The organism is Enterococcus sp. MSG3299 (assembly GCF_050555765.1).
In the GTDB taxonomy this organism is placed as follows: Bacteria; Bacillota; Bacilli; order Lactobacillales; family Enterococcaceae; genus Enterococcus; species Enterococcus faecalis.
The window spans coordinates 939,536-955,740 of record NZ_CP187869.1 but is presented as its reverse complement, the minus strand read 5'-3'; the positions used below and the strand labels follow the sequence as shown (position 1 = coordinate 955,740).

16 protein-coding genes and 1 other RNA gene are annotated in these 16,205 nt (G+C 38.2%); 3 read left to right on the top strand and 14 right to left on the bottom strand.

All coding sequences use genetic code 11. The features are described 5' to 3' along the window. Positions 1-18: 18 nt before the first annotated feature. From IGL23_RS04790 to IGL23_RS04740, 11 genes are all read right to left on the bottom strand, one after another. Positions 19-348 carry a PTS sugar transporter subunit IIB gene (locus IGL23_RS04790; protein ID WP_033595019.1) on the bottom strand — a complete coding sequence of 110 codons (330 nt, stop codon included), beginning with the start codon at positions 346-348 and terminating at the stop codon, positions 19-21. Between the two features lie 19 nt (positions 349-367). Then, positions 368-1,321: a N(4)-(beta-N-acetylglucosaminyl)-L-asparaginase gene (locus IGL23_RS04785; RefSeq protein WP_002361636.1), complete on the bottom strand. Its 954-nt coding sequence runs from the start codon at positions 1,319-1,321 to the stop codon at positions 368-370. 169 nt (positions 1,322-1,490) lie between these two features. Next, positions 1,491-2,789, bottom strand: a complete 1,299-nt coding sequence (locus IGL23_RS04780) for a Sapep family Mn(2+)-dependent dipeptidase (RefSeq protein ID WP_033595021.1) — start codon at positions 2,787-2,789, stop codon at positions 1,491-1,493. Continuing rightward, positions 2,786-3,550, bottom strand: a complete 765-nt coding sequence (locus tag IGL23_RS04775) for a GntR family transcriptional regulator, LSA1692 subfamily (RefSeq protein ID WP_033595023.1) — start codon at positions 3,548-3,550, stop codon at positions 2,786-2,788. Before IGL23_RS04775 ends, IGL23_RS04780 begins: the two co-directional genes overlap by 4 nt. 172 nt (positions 3,551-3,722) lie before the next feature. After that, positions 3,723-4,370 carry an endonuclease III gene (gene nth / locus IGL23_RS04770; protein ID WP_002357985.1) on the bottom strand — a complete coding sequence of 216 codons (648 nt, stop codon included), beginning with the start codon at positions 4,368-4,370 and terminating at the stop codon, positions 3,723-3,725. Between the two features lie 14 nt (positions 4,371-4,384). Continuing rightward, a complete protein-coding gene (locus IGL23_RS04765; protein ID WP_002357986.1) occupies positions 4,385-5,101 on the bottom strand; it encodes a DnaD domain protein in 717 nt (238 codons plus the stop codon). A 32-nt stretch (positions 5,102-5,133) separates the two neighbouring features. Then, positions 5,134-6,630, bottom strand: a complete 1,497-nt coding sequence (locus IGL23_RS04760) for a carboxypeptidase M32 (RefSeq protein WP_033595025.1) — start codon at positions 6,628-6,630, stop codon at positions 5,134-5,136. 18 nt (positions 6,631-6,648) lie between these two features. After that, positions 6,649-7,812, bottom strand: coding sequence for a THUMP domain-containing class I SAM-dependent RNA methyltransferase (locus IGL23_RS04755; RefSeq protein ID WP_033595027.1), 1,164 nt, complete (start codon positions 7,810-7,812; stop codon positions 6,649-6,651). Positions 7,813-8,049: 237 nt separating this feature from the next. Continuing rightward, an RNA gene (rnpB, locus tag IGL23_RS04750) (RNase P RNA component class B) lies at positions 8,050-8,418 on the bottom strand. Positions 8,419-8,525: 107 nt separating this feature from the next. Continuing rightward, positions 8,526-8,936, bottom strand: a complete 411-nt coding sequence (gene gpsB, locus IGL23_RS04745; RefSeq protein WP_002363721.1) for a cell division regulator GpsB — start codon at positions 8,934-8,936, stop codon at positions 8,526-8,528. A 93-nt stretch (positions 8,937-9,029) separates the two neighbouring features. Further along, positions 9,030-9,572 carry a DUF1273 domain-containing protein gene (locus IGL23_RS04740; protein ID WP_002360568.1) on the bottom strand — a complete coding sequence of 181 codons (543 nt, stop codon included), beginning with the start codon at positions 9,570-9,572 and terminating at the stop codon, positions 9,030-9,032. A 62-nt stretch (positions 9,573-9,634) separates the two neighbouring features. On the opposite strand from IGL23_RS04740, the gene recU reads away from it, so the two are divergent. The 3 genes from recU to IGL23_RS04725 all read left to right on the top strand — a co-directional run bounded on the left by recU (position 9,635) and on the right by IGL23_RS04725 (position 12,816). Next, positions 9,635-10,252 (top strand): Holliday junction resolvase RecU, encoded by a 618-nt coding sequence (gene recU / locus IGL23_RS04735; RefSeq protein ID WP_002388848.1) that lies wholly within the window; start codon positions 9,635-9,637, stop codon positions 10,250-10,252. Between the two features lie 41 nt (positions 10,253-10,293). After that, the gene (locus IGL23_RS04730; RefSeq protein WP_033595029.1) at positions 10,294-12,630 is read left to right on the top strand and encodes a PBP1A family penicillin-binding protein; all 2,337 of its coding nucleotides are present in this window, start codon (positions 10,294-10,296) and stop codon (positions 12,628-12,630) included. Between the two features lie 63 nt (positions 12,631-12,693). Continuing rightward, on the top strand, positions 12,694-12,816 hold the full coding sequence (locus IGL23_RS04725) for a hypothetical protein (RefSeq protein ID WP_260275002.1): 123 nt from the start codon (positions 12,694-12,696) through the stop codon (positions 12,814-12,816). A 40-nt stretch (positions 12,817-12,856) separates the two neighbouring features. Here IGL23_RS04725 and IGL23_RS04720 read toward each other — a convergent pair whose 3' ends face one another. The 3 genes from IGL23_RS04720 to IGL23_RS04710 form a co-directional block, all read right to left on the bottom strand. After that, entirely contained in the window at positions 12,857-14,467 is a 1,611-nt protein-coding gene (locus tag IGL23_RS04720; protein WP_002357995.1) for a CTP synthase, read from the bottom strand. Positions 14,468-14,774: 307 nt separating this feature from the next. Next, positions 14,775-15,392 carry a DNA-directed RNA polymerase subunit delta gene (gene rpoE / locus IGL23_RS04715; RefSeq protein WP_002357996.1) on the bottom strand — a complete coding sequence of 206 codons (618 nt, stop codon included), beginning with the start codon at positions 15,390-15,392 and terminating at the stop codon, positions 14,775-14,777. Positions 15,393-15,468: 76 nt separating this feature from the next. Continuing rightward, on the bottom strand, positions 15,469-15,906 hold the full coding sequence (locus tag IGL23_RS04710; protein ID WP_002382132.1) for a DUF1934 domain-containing protein: 438 nt from the start codon (positions 15,904-15,906) through the stop codon (positions 15,469-15,471). Between the last annotated feature and the right edge of the window lie 299 nt (positions 15,907-16,205).

The window sequence follows — 16,205 nt, the reverse complement described above, 5'->3', positions numbered from 1 at the left end:
GGTCGTCACTCCTATCTATTATTTTTTATTTTGCTTAATTAACCGCAGCGCTTCTTTCAATGCTTTTTCGCCATCCATCATGCCATAAATTTCTGGCGCAATTGCAGCGACAGGAATCCCTTGAGGAGCAAATTGTTCTTTTGTTTTTTCTAATAAAAAACGGACTTGTGGTCCTAATAAAATAGCAACAGGCTTCTCTACTTCAACCACTTCTTGTACTCTTGCAATAGGAAAAGCAGTAATCATTAAAGGCATTTGATGTTTTTCCACCACTTCCATCATTTTATTCACCATAATACTTGTAGACATCCCTGCATCACAAAAAAGATAAATTTGTTTTTTACTCATGTTCCTTCACTCTCCTCATTTATTCAATTGGTGCTTTAATTCTTTTTTCATAGGCCGCTAACCATTCTTGTGAAATCGGCTGAATCTCTGTGGTATGATTCTTGCCTGGATTTGCAATATAGATTTCTGGTTGCTGCATATCAGTACCAACCGTAAAAGTAAATTCCACATTCGTAGCTACGCCCCAGTCTCCCTGTTTGTTCATGGCCACTAGTGAAAAAGCTCCTGCTTTCCCATAACGTTGGGTCAATTTTTCGTGAAAAGCATAGACCGCTTGATCACATGCTTGTTGTGGCGAGCGCCCTTCCCCCATTAAACGGACGATTTCATAAGAAAGACAGCCTTTCATTAAATCTTCACCTAATCCTGTAGCCGCAGCACCACCAATTTCGCTATCAACATAAAAACCAGAACCTGACAGTGGTGAATCACCAACACGTCCTGCTTTTTTCATGAAGAGTCCCGAACTGGAAGTGCCAGCTGCCATTGATCCTGTTTGGTCTAACGTAATAGCGCCGACAGTATCATGCCCATCATAGGGGTTCAACTGATTTTCCTGAATTTCTTTTAAACGCTTTTGCCACCATTGATTAGCACGTTCTGTCAACATATTCTTTCTTTCAAAACCGTGCAACATTGAATATTTCGTTGCACCTGCGCCAACACGAAAACTATTAAACTTCTCTTTACTTAATGCTTTAGCCACTGAAATCGGATTTTTAACATCTGTAATTCCTGCCACAGCACCAATTGCAAATGTATCTCCATCCATATAGGCAGCATCCATTTCTAAAATCCCTTCCTCATTAGGTAAACCGCCGTAGCCCACTGACTTATAAAAAGGATAGTCTTCTACTTCTTTAATTAATTGTTCCACAGCTGTGCCTGCAGCACCTCCTTGTTGTAATTCTTCTGTAGCTTTTAGTAACCCATCATGTGCCATCCGCCATGTCGCAATTGCACCCCAAGTCATTTTCCATCCGCCCTTTCGTTAACGCTTACATTTCTCCACCATTATAAACTAGTATATACTGTTTTGTATATACTGAAAATGAAATTTTATACAGAAAAATAGAAGATACACGTATGCGACCTCTACGAAACACATTGGTTTCTTCTCATACGTGTATCTTCTATTGGTTTTACGCTTCTGTTAATGCAATCATCGCTTGCATATAGATTTCCAGATTAAGCAGTAAATCTTTTTCATCCATATATTCATCTTGGTTATGCGCAATGCCTTTTTGACCAGGAAATGACGGACCAAAAGCAACGATATTCGGCATAAAGCGAGCATACGTAGCACCTGTAGTTGTAACTGGCGTCCCATCTAAGCCAGTAATTTGTTCATAAACCTTGGTTAATTTTTGAACATTGCGCTCATCTTTTGGAAACAACGTACTAGGGAGGCGGCGGATGACGGTCACTTTACTTTCTGGAAATAGTGCCTTCGTTAGCTGCGTGGTTACTTCGTTTTCTGTAATAGAAACAGGATAACGCACGGCCAATGATAACACCAATTGCTGTCCTCGTTTTTCCAACGCATAGGGCGTTAAAATCAATTGCCCACTATCCTGATCCTTAAAGTCCAGAGCTACTCCTTCGCCATAGTGCTTTTCGTGAAAACTAGCGGTTAACCAGTCGAAATACTGTAATAAATTTCCTTTGACTAACTGTTCCTCGCTAATTTTCTGTGCCAATAAAGTAATCGCGTTCTTGCCTAGTTCTGGCGCATTGGAAGGGGCGCGTTTTCCCGTGATTGCTGTTGTTTTTCCCGCAATCACCACACTTAATTGATCAGGTACGTGGTCTTTTGCTTGATCACCTATAATCTGACCAATTTGTTCACTTGAATCATCTGGGATGGTTGTTGTGATCTCATAATTAACAATCCCTCGCTCCCCATAAACTACTGGATATTTACAATCTGGAGTAAATCCAAAAACGGGTGCGTTTTCCTTCTCTAAATATAAGGGGATATCTCCACTCCCACTTTCTTCATCCGTGCCAAACATTAAGCGAATGGTTTTCTTTGGTTGGTAACCAAGTTCTTTCAGTAATTTCATTCCATACAGGCAAGCCAAGATAGGACCTTTATTATCTAGAATTCCTCTACCATACAAACGTTGATTTTTTTTCGTTAATTGAAAGGGCGGCACTGACCAGCCAGAACCTTCTGGTACTACATCTAAATGACCAATAATTCCCAGATATTCTTCCGCTGTTCCCCATTGCGCATAGCCAACTGCGTCATTGACAATCCCAGTTTGAAAACCATAACGCTCTGCCAGTTTCAGCGTTTCTTCCAAGGCTCTTTTCGGTCCTTCGCCAAAAGGTGCCTCTTTTTTAGGCGACCCTTTCACACTTCGAATCGCCATAATTTTGTTTAAGTCTTCATAAAATAAATCTTTTTGAGCGGCTATTTCTTCTTTTATCTTCATTCGTTCCAAGAACCTCCTAGCTCCACTTGGTTGTTTTCAGACGGGCTATAGCGGGTCAGTGTGTTTTTAAACGTGTACCGATCTGCTCGATATAAAGAGACATCATATAAAATAGGAGTTGCATCAAGCGCATAGGTGATAGAGTGGACTTGTAAAAGTGGTTGGCCCACAGGAACATTCAATAATTCTGAAATTTCCGCTTCAACTAAGATTGCTTCAATTTCTTGATGCGAATAAGCAATCTCGACGTTCTTCTCGATTAAGCAGAAAAGAGAGCCCTCGAAGTCTTGCTTCGTATAGCCTTGTACGTATGCCTGTGGCAAATAAATTTTTTCAACTGTCATTGGCTCGCCGTCTAACATTCGGCGGCGAATCAGTTCATAAATCGCCTCATTTTTGCCTACTTGGAGCGCCTCCCGAATTTTCTCATCGGGATGTACTACTTCTTCAAAGGAAATGACTTCTGTCTGACTTTTTTTCCCGTAAGCTTTGGCTGCCTCAGTAAAACCTTGTAAGCCAGCGCGACCACTTTGAATTTTCGCTTGCGACATCACATAACTACCTTTACCATGTCGTTTTACCAAAATATTTTTGCGGATCAAATCATCAATCGCTTTACGGATGGTCAAGCGACTGCAGTTATATTCTTTAGCTAAATCATATTCTGAAGGTAATTTTTGTGCACTTACATACAGACCGTCTCGAATCTTCTTTTCAATTTCTGCAGAAATTTGCTTAAATTTGGGTGCATTTTCTGTCATTTCATCGCCTATCTTTCTTCAAAAAAATAAATTTTCTAGTATATACCACAATGTCTATACTAAATCAATTTTTAAGAAACCGCAATCATTTGTTGCGTTTCTTAAACATCAAAAAAGAAAGCAAGCCACAAGTCGGTTGGACTTGTGGCTCGCTTTTTTAGGAAAAAATATGTTATTTCCCTTTCATCCGTTCTTTGCCTTCTTGACACATATAGAGTAGCGGACAGGCTTCACATTTAGGCGCTCTTGCTAGGCAGTGATAACGCCCAAAGAAAATCATGGTATGGTGCGTTTTCACCCAGAGTTCTTTCGGAACTTTACGCATTAAGGTCTGCTCAACTTCAGTAACATTCGCATTTAGCTTACAAATTCTAAGGCGCTTGGACACTCGTTCCACGTGTGTATCTACTGCAAAAGCCGGTTCGCCGAAAGCATCTCCCATTACTACATTGGCTGTTTTTCTCCCCACGCCAGGTAAACTGACCAGTTCATCTCTGGTTTGCGGAACTTCTCCATTGAAACGTTCTAAAAGTTGTTGTGCGCACGCTTTAATATTTTTTGCTTTATTGCGATATAAGCCAATGGTTTTTATTTTAGCAATAATCTCCTCCACCGGCGCAGCTGCTAAAGCTTCTGGTGTTGGAAAAGCTGCGAATAAACCAGGAGTCGCTTTATTTACCGATACATCGGTTGCTTGCGCACTTAAAATCACAGCAATTAATAATTCAAAAGGATTCTTATGTTTTAATTCACATTCTGCATTTGGAAACATCTCATACATAATTTCAATAGCTTCCATCGTTTTCTCTTTTGATAGCATGGCCCACCTCCTTTTTATTCACTGTCTTCTGGATTTAACCAATTGTGTAATGTAACCTTTGGTAACGATTCTTGTGTCTGACCTTGTTGTTCAATCTCATTTTGAATCATAGAATCTTTTCGTTTTTTCTGATCAGCAGCCACTTGTTCTTTGGTGGTAATATTTTTACGCTCCCACGCAAGTAAAATACGATCAATATATTTCAAACTATACGCCTGATTTAAAACAGCTTCTCGCAACGCTAACCGGATTAACTCAGGGGAATAATGGTCCGTGTTCAACCACTGACCAATCATTTCTAATTCAATGGGTGAAAGTGGACGTCCGAATTCTTTTTCAAAGCCTTGGTAAAGCTGTTTAATTTCATCTTCGTGGTTTGCGACAACTTGTTTTTCTTTGCTCGTTTGTAAAAATAATTGAATCTTTTGAAAAACAGGCAGTAAATCATACGTATCCATCATTTGACCTTTTTGGTTTTGTTGTGTTTCAATTCGAATAAATCCGCGAGAAACCAATTGATTTAACAACTTATAAATCGTATCTGGCGTTTTGCCCATCGTCTCTGCAATCGCCATTAAGTCTGGAAATAAATCGCCTGCATTTTGCGAACGAAAAAGTTGCAGTAAAAAGAGAAATTCATCATCTTTCAAACCAATTTTTTGGTAATGATCAAATAGTAAGTTTGAGATTGTTGTTTCACCAGCTTCTAAATATTCACGAATTGATAACATTGTTGTTGTCCACTTCCCCTTGCTTGTTTCACTTATTGCACTTGATAAACATCAAAATAAATAGCTTTCATATAATCAATTAAATAACTAGGATTCAATTCTTCTCCCGTTGCATCATAAATTAATTGATTTGGTTTACGTGAAGCGCCGTACTGATGAATATGTTGTGTTAACCATTTACGGATATCAGAATAATCCTCCGAAGCTAAAATTTCATCAACAGATAATTCTTGTTTCATTGCGTGAAATAGTTGCGCGGCGTACATATAACCCAAGGCATAAGATGGGAAATAACCAAAGCTACCTCCAGACCAATGAACATCTTGAAGGGCACCTTCTAAATCATTTTCAGGTGATACGCCTAAGTACTCTTGGTATTTTTCGTTCCACACTTTTGGCAAATCAGCGACTTCCAAAGAACCATTAAACAACATTTTTTCAATTTCATAACGAATAATGATATGCAAAGGATAGGTGAGACTATCGGAATCAATCCGTATCAAACTTGCTTTCGTTTCTTTTAAAGAAGCATAGAAATCTTCAAAAGCAATATCATCAAAAGTGCCTTCTGCGCATTCTTGGAAAAACGGGTATTGTTTTTGCCAAAAAGCTCGGTTGCTACCAATGATAATTTCATTAAAGAGCGATTGTGATTCGTGAATCCCCATAGAGGCGCCTTCGCTTAGTGGCGTAAAGTCAAATTTAGGATTAAAATTTTGTTCATACATCCCATGACCCGCTTCATGAATCACACCAAATGTTGCCATTGAGAAATTATTTTCTTCCCAGCGCGTAGTAATCCGCGCATCATTTCGATTTAGAGCTGTCATAAATGGATGAACTGTATCATCTAATCGGCCTTTTGAAAAATCATAGCCTAATTGCTCAACCACACCAATCACAAAACGGCGTTGTTGTTCTTTGGTCATTTTTCTAGATAAAAAGTCAGTTCTAGGCGACGTACCTTTTTCTGCCAAAACGGTCCGAATTTCTTGAATCCCTTGTTTTACTTGGTCGAATACTTGGTCTAGCTTCTCAACCGTCATCCCCGGTTCAAATTGATTTAATAACACATCGTACGGTGTTTTTTCTTCTTTTTGCCAATAAGGAATGAACTCTTTTTGGAACGCAACGACCTTCGTTAAGGTTTCTTCTAACAAGCCGAAATCTTGTGCAGCGCGTGCTTTTAGCCAATCTGTATGTGCTTGGTTTAATACTTTAACATATTCTTGCATACGTTCAGCTGGAACATTTTTATTCAAAGCATATTCTTCTTTTACTTTTTCAAAAACCAGTTTCCCTAATTCAGATAATTCTTCAGGGCGTGTCTCAAAATAGGCCAATGCTTCTTGAATAACTGGGCCAATACTTCGTTCAAAATATAATCCGGTTAAATACCCTTCTACTTCTCCTCGAAAAGGACTACTTTTTTCTGGCATCCCAGTTGATGAATCCCAGTCTAATAATGTCAAGGCATTTTTTAGTAATTGAATTTCTTTCACTTCTTGTAAAAATACAGCTTCCTTCATTTTTTTACACCAGCTTTCTTAGTCTTCCCGTGGTTTTCTTGGTGGACGTGTTCCCCAGTATTGGAATAAATCTGTTCGTAAGGCTCCGTTGTAAAGCTTCCGTTTTTTAGTAGCTTTGGCACCATAATATTCTTCAAAAGCAAGATCACTCGTCAGTATATACTTGCTCCAAGTAGTTAACGGACGGAAAACATGGCCCATTTCTTTATACAAACGACGAACACTTTCCTCTTCTCCTAAACGCTCACCATAAGGCGGGTTAGCTACCATTACACCATATTCCTTCTCGGTTGTAAAATCTTTTAATGCCAATTGTTTAAAGGTAATTGAATCACCTAAACCAACTTCCTCAGCATTCGCTCGTGCGACTTCAATCATTCGCCCATCAACATCTGAGCCACAGATATCTAATTCAACATCGTAGTCTGCCTTTGCCTCGGCTTCGTTACGTACTTTTTCAAAAATCGCTGGATCAACCCAATCCCATGTTTCACAAGTGAAACTACGATTAAAGCCAGGGGCAATGTTATGGCCAATTAATGCTGCTTCAATACAAATTGTTCCAGAACCACAAACTGGATCATAAAAAGGACGATCTTTGCGCCAATTGGTCAACATCACTAAAGCAGCTGCCATGTTTTCCTTAAGAGGTGCGCCCCCCTTTTCAATGCGATAGCCTCGTTTAAATAAACTTGGTCCAGTCGTGTCCAACGTCAACGTCACTTTATCTTTTAGAAGAGCCACTTCTAATTTAAACAAAGCTCCTGTTTCGGTTAAAGGCACCGTCGCTGGACGATGGTAAACTTCTCTTAAACGGTTAACAATGGCTTTTTTGGTGATGGCTTGGCAATCAGGAACACTATACAATTTTGACTTAATTGATTTACCTGCAACTGGAAATTCTGCATCTAAAGGCAAATAATCTTCCCAAGGAAGTACTTTAACTTTTTCAAATAATTCATCAAAACTATAGGCGTTAAATTCGCCAACGACGATTTTAATCCGATCTGCTGTTCGTAGCCATAAATTGGCAGTGGCAATTGTTTCAACAGTGCCTTCAAAGACGGCCCGGCCATTTTCTACTTCACAGGGAATCCCTAAATCACGCAATTCTTTTCCAACTAATGCTTCTAAGCCACTAGCAGCCGTTGCAACAAGTTTGAATGTTTTTTCTTTCGTCATAAAAACTCCTTCTTGACTCTTTTTTATTGTCTGGAGCTAACAGTCCTGCCGACTACTGCTCCGCTTGTTTTTTGTAATTGTCCGCTTTCTCTGAACTAAACGGTCCTGTCCCGGCCTCTTTAGAACAGACAGCTTACTACTTTTGTCTCAGTTTCTTTATTTTAACATTTTTTTATTCTTTTCGTAAAAAAAGCCTTCACAACTACGTTGGAAGGTCTTCCTGAATTACTTGTAATTTTCTATAAGCCATGTTCTGTATCACCAATTCTTCAGGAAAAATTGGTGACGGTCATCATCTATCTGCAGAGTAAACTCTGCCTCTTCTACTCGTTCATTTCCTTTAGAAGAGCGCCCCTACCATTGTTTGGGTTGCTCGCTCGAGGGGTTTACCGCGTTCCACCGATGGAGTTTCCCACATCGCTTCGTCACTGTGGCACTTTCAAGGATACTTTGACATAGTCGAAACCTTAGTCATTTTTCCTGCCGTTACTCTAAAAGAGTACCTTAGCTTATGATTTCGCTAAGCACGAACACTACAAGCATCTCAGCTTGTGCGAGCATGGACTTTCCTCAGCTTGCAAAAGCAAACCGCGATCACCCGAAAATTACAAATCTGTTTAGACGAACAGCAAAAATTTACACACTACAACAAGTGTCCGCTATTCTAATAAATGCTTTTTGTTCCTCGTGAAAACTTGACTTAAATTGTCTTGTTAAAATTGACGTGTTTGTGCATTATCAACATCATGATTCGCTGGTTCTGCAGGCATTGACGGTGCAGAAGGCGTTACAGGTGTTGAAGGTGTTTCATCTAACTTTTTACCAAAAACTTCACGCTCTAAGTTTGATAAACGTTTTAAAATATCAAAGTTGGTCACTGCTGCACTTTTTGGTACTTCTTGAGCAACACGAGGCGTTGGTTGGGCTTTTGATAATTGGTCTAATTTTGCCATTAAGCGGCTGTTTTCTTCTTGCAAGCTTAATAATTCTTTATTATAAGCTTCGTAGTCTTTAATAACATTGTCTAAAAATTCGTCTACTTCAATTGGGTCATACCCGTTCATCATTTTCGTTTTAAATTCTTTTTGTAAAATGTCTTTAGGACTATATACTAAATTTGCCATGTTTACACCTCATTTGTTTATTTACGATAGAAAATTTCATAGTTCCACAAATACTATTGTAACGAAAAATAGCTAGAAAATCAAACAGATTCTCTAATCAATCACCGAGTTTTGTAAATCATCCATTGTAATTAAGCGAATATCATAGGGTTCTCGTTCCGAAAAATGTTGTGCGTCCTTTAAAAAATACTCCGTTTTGCCAGGGTACTCTTTGTCATAAATAAGTAAGCTGCCTCCAGAATGTTCCAAAAGAAATTTTGTATGCATTTTTAATTGTGCTGGCGATTGATAGGGCTGGTGACTTACTGAGTTGATATAATCAGCCAAACTTTCCGCTTTCGTTAACAGTTCTCGATTTTGTTCATTCCAATTATTGCCAAAGTCTTTAAATGGATAAAGCAAACCTAGCTGAACTTCTGGATATTCCGTTTTTAATTCCCCAACTACTTCAGCTGTCCAAAGTTCAACACCTAAATTGCCAGAAATCAAAATCCATTCTACTCCCGCTTCAATATAACTGGCTAACTCTTTTTTTAAGACATTTTTAATAACTGTGATTTTCGGGTCTTTTCCTTGAAATATCCCCAATTCAAAGCTGCGATAACCGGTGACATAGAGGGTTTTTATCATTTCCATAAGTCATCCCTTTTCTTTCAGGTCTTTTTTTTGGTATAATACAGGCTAGGAGTGTGATAAACGTGACGTTCCATTATCCTAACGGAATACCTTATAATCATCATGAAGCACAATCACCAAAAAAACAAGTAAAAAAGAAACGCCCCGTTGAATTTGGTAATCGCGGGATGGATTTCGAAGAAGCGATCAATCAAAGCAATCAATATTATCTATTGAATAAGCAAGCAGTCGTTCATAAGAAACCCACTCCTGTTCAAATTGTTAAAGTAGATTATCCCAAACGAAGTGCGGCTGTTATTAAGGAGGCCTACTTTAGACAAGCCTCAACGACTGATTATAACGGTGTATATCAAGGCCGTTACATAGATTTTGAAGCGAAAGAAACGAAAAATACCACGTCCTTTCCCTTTAAAAATTTTCATCAACATCAAATTGATCATATGGAACAATGTATAGCACAACAAGGGATTTGTTTTGTGCTATTATGGTTTTCAAGCTTAAAACGCTGCTTCTTTTTTAGTGGTGAAAATCTAATAACGCATTGGAAAAACCAAGCAGTTACTGGAAAAAAATCTATGCCGCTTGCACTCATCGAGAAAGAAGGAATTGAATTATCTTTTGGAATCGCACCGCGAATCCCTTATCTCGACGCAGTGGAACAATATATTCAGACACACTAGATTCATAAAGTTTTGAAAGTATAACAAAGGAGTTGCTATTTATGCCAACCGCAAATTCAGGCTCGCGAGCTGCTAGACATGCATCCAACACCTCATCGAAGTCGAGTTACAAGAAAAAGACACAACCGCCGAAAAAGAAAAAACGGCTTGTTTTAAAAATCTTTCTTGGCTTACTTATCGCTGGGATGGTCGCTTTTTTAGCAGGCGTTGGTCTTTTTTGGTTCTATGCACGACAAGCCCCAAAATTAGAAGATGACAAACTAAATGCGACAGTTTCATCGAAGCTTTACGATATTAATAATGAAATTTTTGAGGATTTAGGCGCAGAAAAGCGTGAATTAATTCAACCAAATGATGTGCCTCAATTATTAAAAGATGCCATTGTTTCTGTCGAAGACCGTCGTTTCTATAAACACATTGGTGTGGATCCGATTCGGATTATCGGTTCTGCCCTTTCAAATGTCAAAAATGGTGGATTACAAGGCGGAAGTACCTTAACCCAACAATTAATTAAATTGTCCTACTTCTCTACAAAAGAATCTGACCAAACCTTGAAACGGAAAGCACAAGAAGCATGGATGGCTGTTCGTTTAGAACGTGAAAAATCAAAAGAAGAAATTTTAACTTACTACATTAACAAAGTCTACATGGCGAATGGTTTTTATGGAATGGAAACAGCGGCTGAAAATTATTATGGTAAACATTTATCTGAACTTGATTTACCACAAACGGCCCTACTGGCAGGAATGCCACAAGCGCCAAACTCATACGATCCCTATACAAAACCAGATACTGCTAAAGAACGCCGGGATGTTGTACTTTACACAATGTACGACAATAAAAAAATCTCGAAAGCAGAGTACGAAAAAGCTAAAGCTACTCCAATCGATGAAGGCTTAGTGCCATTAAAAGCCAGTGATGACAATCGAAAAGTCGTAGATAATTACGTCAAAGAAGTAATCAATGAAGTGAAAGCAAAAACTGGTAAAAATGTTTACACAGACGGACTAGATATCTACACAAACTTAGATATGAATGCCCAAAAACAACTTTACGATATTGTCAACAGTGATCAATACGTTGCGTTTCCAGATGATAAAATGCAAGTAGCTTCAACCGTTATTGATGTTGCCTCTGGACAGGTCCGAGCACAAATTGGTGGTCGTCACATTCCAGATGATGTGCAATTAGGAAACAATTTAGCTGTTAACACCCAACGTGATGTTGGTTCAACTGTGAAACCAATCATGGATTATGGTCCCGCAATTGAGAATTTAAATTATTCGACAGGTCGTCTCATGGTGGATAAACCAACGAAATATCCTGGTACCGACATTGATGTTTTCAACTCTGATTTAACATATCAAGGCGTCATTACTATGCGCCGTGCGATTATGGGTTCTCGTAACACCACCGCGGTCCAGACGTTTGATGAAGTTGGTAAAGAAAACATCATGCCTTTCATTAAAGGACTAGGAATTGACTATAAAAAATTAGAAGCGTCGAATGCCATTTCAAGTAACACAAGCGATGTAGATGGCGATAAATATGGAATTTCCTCATTGAAGTTAGCAGCAGCTTATGCGGCTTTCGCCAATAACGGGATTTATAACAAACCGTATTACGTAAACAAAGTCGTTTTCAATGATGGAACTAGCGTTGATTATCAACCTGATGGTAAACGTGCGATGAAAGACTCTACCGCCTATATGATGACGGATATGTTAAAAGATGTTTTAAACGGCGGAACAGGATTTAACGGCGCCATTCCAGGCTTAATCCAAGCGGCCAAAACAGGGACTTCTAACTATACTGATGAAGATTTAGCGCGAATGGGCACAACAGAAAAAGGAATTGCCCCGGATAGTACCTTTGTTGGTTATACGACACACTATGCCGTTTCTGTTTGGACTGGATACAATGATCGAAATACACCAATCTATCAAGAATACTATGGGATTGCCTCGGATGTTTACCGTGAAATAATGAGTTACTTGTCTCAAAATGTTTCAAACGATGACTGGGTGCAGCCAGACAGTGTTGTGCGGGTAGGTAATGAATTATACGTGAAAGATGCCTATGAGGTACCAAATGTACAAGTTTTACCAAGTACTACCTCTTCAGCACCACAGCCGGAATCTAGCAGTACGGTGGAATCCTCTTCCACAAAAGAAGCGGAAAGTTCATCAAGTTCTAGTTCAGAAAGTGCGCCTTCTTCCTCTGAAGCGCCACCATCAACCGAACAACCGGCAAGCTCTTCCTCAGCAGAGCAACCGGCAACATCAGAACAACCACCTGAACCTTCAAGTTCTAGTTCACAAGAACCACCGCAACCACCTGAAAGTAGTTCTAAACCAGATGAAAATAAAGCAGCATAAAAAGAGGTCGGGACAGAACCGTTTAGCTCCGAGAAATAAGAAGAAATTTCCGAAAATTGATCTTTGATTTTTGGAGAATTTCAGCTTATTTCCGAAGGAGTTGGTTCTGTTCCCGCCGTTTATCAGTTTTTGAGCGTGGAGCAAAAATCCAAAGTGATTTTTGTCCCACGCTCTTTTTTAGATTAAAAATGGACGAAGTGAACTGAATCACTTCGTCCATTTTTGCTTATTTACTTTCTTTATTTGCCAAAGCTGCACCAACAAATCCTTTGATTAAGCGTTGTGGGCGATTTGGACGAGAAATTAATTCTGGGTGGAATTGACAAGCCACAAAGAATTGTTTTTCAGGAATTTCAACAATCTCAACTAAACGATTATCTGGTGAAACTCCAGAGAAAACTAAGCCATTTTCTTCAAATAATTGACGATATTTATTGTTAAATTCATAACGATGACGGTGACGTTCTTGGACAACATCTTCATTTCCGTATGCTGCCGCAGTTTTCGTTCCTTTTTTCAATTTACATGGATATAAACCTAAACGTAGTGTGCCACCTAAATTCTCGATATTTTCTTGATCTGCCATTAAATCAATAATGTTATTTGTCACGTCAGGATTAGTTTCTGCAGAACCAGCATCTTCTAAGCCCACAACGTTACGACCAAATTCTACACAGGCCATTTGCATACCTAAGCAAATACCAAGGAATGGTACGTCATTTTCGCGAGCAAAACGAATCGCTTCAATTTTCCCTTCAATTCCACGATCACCAAAACCACCAGGAACCAAAATACCATCTGCTGAACCAATTCTTTCAGCGACATTTTCAGCAGTTAATTCTTGTGAATCAACCCAATCAATTTCGATATCTGAATCAAAATCAAACCCAGCATGTTTTAATGCTTCTACAACAGAAATATAAGCATCTGGTAATTCAACATATTTACCAACCAGCGCAATTTTTGTTTTCTTTTTCAAGTTAAGAACTTTTTCTTCTAATGCACGCCACTCAGTCATGTCTGCAGCCGGTGCGTCCAATTTTAAATGATCACAAACAATTTGATCCATGTTTTGTGCTTGAAGTGCTAATGGAATGGAGTATAACGTTTCAACATCACGAGATTCAATTACCGCTTCCGGATTAACATCACAGAATTGTGCTAATTTGTTTTTAGTGTTTTGAGAAACAGGTAATTCCGTACGGACCACTAAAATATTTGGTTGAATCCCTAAACTTCTTAATTCTTTGACACTATGTTGTGTTGGTTTAGTTTTCATTTCGCCAGCCGCTTTTAAGTAAGGAATCAAGGTTGTATGGATGTACATTACGTTGTCACTACCCATATCAGCTTTCATTTGACGCAATGCTTCTAGGAAAGGTAATGATTCGATGTCGCCGACAGTACCACCTACTTCTGTGATAATCACATCAGCATCTGTCATTTTCGCTGCACGCATGATTTTTTCTTTGATTTCATTGGTAATGTGTGGAATAACTTGCACTGTTGCACCTAAGTATTCCCCTTTACGTTCTTTACGTAAGACTTCTGAATAAATTTTCCCAGTGGTTACGTTTGAGTATTTATTTAAGTTAATATCAATAAAACGTTCATAGTGACCTAAGTCCAAGTCTGTTTCGGCACCATCATCTGTGACAAAAACCTCTCCATGTTGGTAAGGACTCATTGTCCCCGGATCCACATTAATATATGGATCGAATTTTTGAATCGTTACTTTTAATCCACGATTTTTTAATAATCGTCCTAAAGATGCTGCGACAATCCCTTTTCCGATAGAAGAAACCACGCCACCTGTAACAAAGATGTATTTTGTCATAATAGTTAAAAACCCTTTCTTTGATAATATTTTGTAGAGAGAAGTAAAACAACTTTGAGACTCTTACGTTTCTCCAAATAAAAAAGAAACAAAAATAGAAAAGCTCCCTATCCATTACGAATAGGGAGCTTGTAAGTTCGTTCAAACTTCTGACCTTCTTAAAGGTGCCCAAGTAGTATAATACAAGCAAACGGACATCAGGTCAAGTACTTCTATTCAAGAAAATAATTTTTTCTATTTTCTCATTTTTCTTAAGCATTCAACTAAAAAGCTTGACTCCTTCTTAGGAATCAAGCTTTTTTGTTTCTTACTCTTCAGAATATTCGTCATCAAAATCGTCTTCATCTTCAACATCATCGTCATCAATGATTGTTAAATCTTCTTCGATTTGTGGAATGTCTTCTTCATCATCGTCTGAATCTGCACCAATCTCTTGTAAGTCAGAGTTGTATGCTTTGATTTCTTCATCTTCATCTTCTTCATCATCGTACAAGATGTCTTCTTCATCATCATTTGTTAATTCAGCATCTTCTGGATCGTCATCGTTATAGTCAATTACATCTTCATCGTTTGGATTAGTGATGAAGGCATTTACTTTTTTACGTTTTCTACGACGTGGTGCATCTTCTTCGTCTTCTTCCAAGCCATGTGTAACTTCTTCATCGATTGAATCGATTGGATACCATGAACGTAAGCCCCAACGATTGTCTCCCAATGAGATAAAGCTACCGTCGATGTTTAAATCTGTATAAAATTGTGCTAATTGGTCACGAATTTCACTATCAGACTTGCCAAGATAATTTTGGATTTGGTTAACTAAATCAGAAAAATCCATAACATCTGCATGTTGTTCTAAAATAGCGTGTGCTACTTCAATCATGGATAATTCTTTTTTGTTTAACCCTTCAAATACATTAATTTCCAAGAGGTACACGTCCTTTCACAGTCTACTCCTTATCATACAAAAACATTGAAAAAAAATCAATTCTATTCTGCAATATTTATGCAGTAAATTCTAATTCTAAATGATATTCTCCGATTCGCTCTGTTTGAGAGTATAAATCATAATCAACTAAAATCTTACCAGACATTGGTTGATCTTTTAAACTAACACGCAAATTATGTGTAAACGTACTAATCTGTAGCAAGCCATAAGGGGTTCGATAACTTGTATCTAATTTTTCCTGATAGCCAAATCTTAAACGCATCCGTAATTCGCCAGCACGAATCAGCTGAACATGCCCGTCTGGTTCAATTTTAATGGTCACGGGGGTTGGTTCTGTATCCTCTAATAATTCTTCTTTGTAACGAATGTATAATGTATCACCCATTTTTACTAATTGACCTTCTAAGTCAAAGAAAAAATCTTTTTGTTCGTTGCCTTGTTGGACAATCGTTTTTAGTTGAATCGATACAGGAACGCCTGTTGATAAATCCATAATGGTCACTCCTTTTCCAAAATATAACTTTCTTATTGTTGACTTTTTCAATGTATTTGTCAACTAAAGTCAATTTTTCCTTGCTTATGTACCTTTTCTTATTGTATAAGCTCTTTTCACGGGTTGCAAGCATTTGTTTCATCTATTTAATAAGAAAACCGTTTACTATTTTAGAGAATTCCTTCAGAATTCGTTTATATAACATGCTTTTTTGCATTTTTTGTATATAATATAAGAGAGAGTAAGAAAATAAACGTATTAAATGACGTAATTATAAATAGACAGGACGTTTTTTATGA

Bases quoted from the DNA above. Each gene is read 5' to 3' on its own strand.
- IGL23_RS04785 (WP_002361636.1), bottom strand. From the start codon at position 1,321: ATGACTTGGGGTGCAATTGCGACATGGCGGATGGCACATGATGGGTTA.
- IGL23_RS04775 (WP_033595023.1), bottom strand. From the start codon at position 3,550: ATGACAGAAAATGCACCCAAATTTAAGCAAATTTCTGCAGAAATTGAA.
- IGL23_RS04720 (WP_002357995.1), bottom strand. From the start codon at position 14,467: ATGACAAAATACATCTTTGTTACAGGTGGCGTGGTTTCTTCTATCGGA.
- IGL23_RS04765 (WP_002357986.1), bottom strand. From the start codon at position 5,101: ATGTTATCAATTCGTGAATATTTAGAAGCTGGTGAAACAACAATCTCA.
- gpsB (WP_002363721.1), bottom strand. From the start codon at position 8,936: ATGGCAAATTTAGTATATAGTCCTAAAGACATTTTACAAAAAGAATTT.
- IGL23_RS04710 (WP_002382132.1), bottom strand. From the start codon at position 15,906: ATGGATTTATCAACAGGCGTTCCTGTATCGATTCAACTAAAAACGATT.
- IGL23_RS04790 (WP_033595019.1), bottom strand. From the start codon at position 348: ATGAGTAAAAAACAAATTTATCTTTTTTGTGATGCAGGGATGTCTACA.
- IGL23_RS04740 (WP_002360568.1), bottom strand. From the start codon at position 9,572: ATGGAAATGATAAAAACCCTCTATGTCACCGGTTATCGCAGCTTTGAA.
- IGL23_RS04755 (WP_033595027.1), bottom strand. From the start codon at position 7,812: ATGACGAAAGAAAAAACATTCAAACTTGTTGCAACGGCTGCTAGTGGC.
- IGL23_RS04760 (WP_033595025.1), bottom strand. From the start codon at position 6,630: ATGAAGGAAGCTGTATTTTTACAAGAAGTGAAAGAAATTCAATTACTA.
- IGL23_RS04780 (WP_033595021.1), bottom strand. From the start codon at position 2,789: ATGAAGATAAAAGAAGAAATAGCCGCTCAAAAAGATTTATTTTATGAA.
- IGL23_RS04730 (WP_033595029.1), top strand. From the start codon at position 10,294: ATGCCAACCGCAAATTCAGGCTCGCGAGCTGCTAGACATGCATCCAAC.
- nth (WP_002357985.1), bottom strand. From the start codon at position 4,370: ATGCTATCAAAAGAGAAAACGATGGAAGCTATTGAAATTATGTATGAG.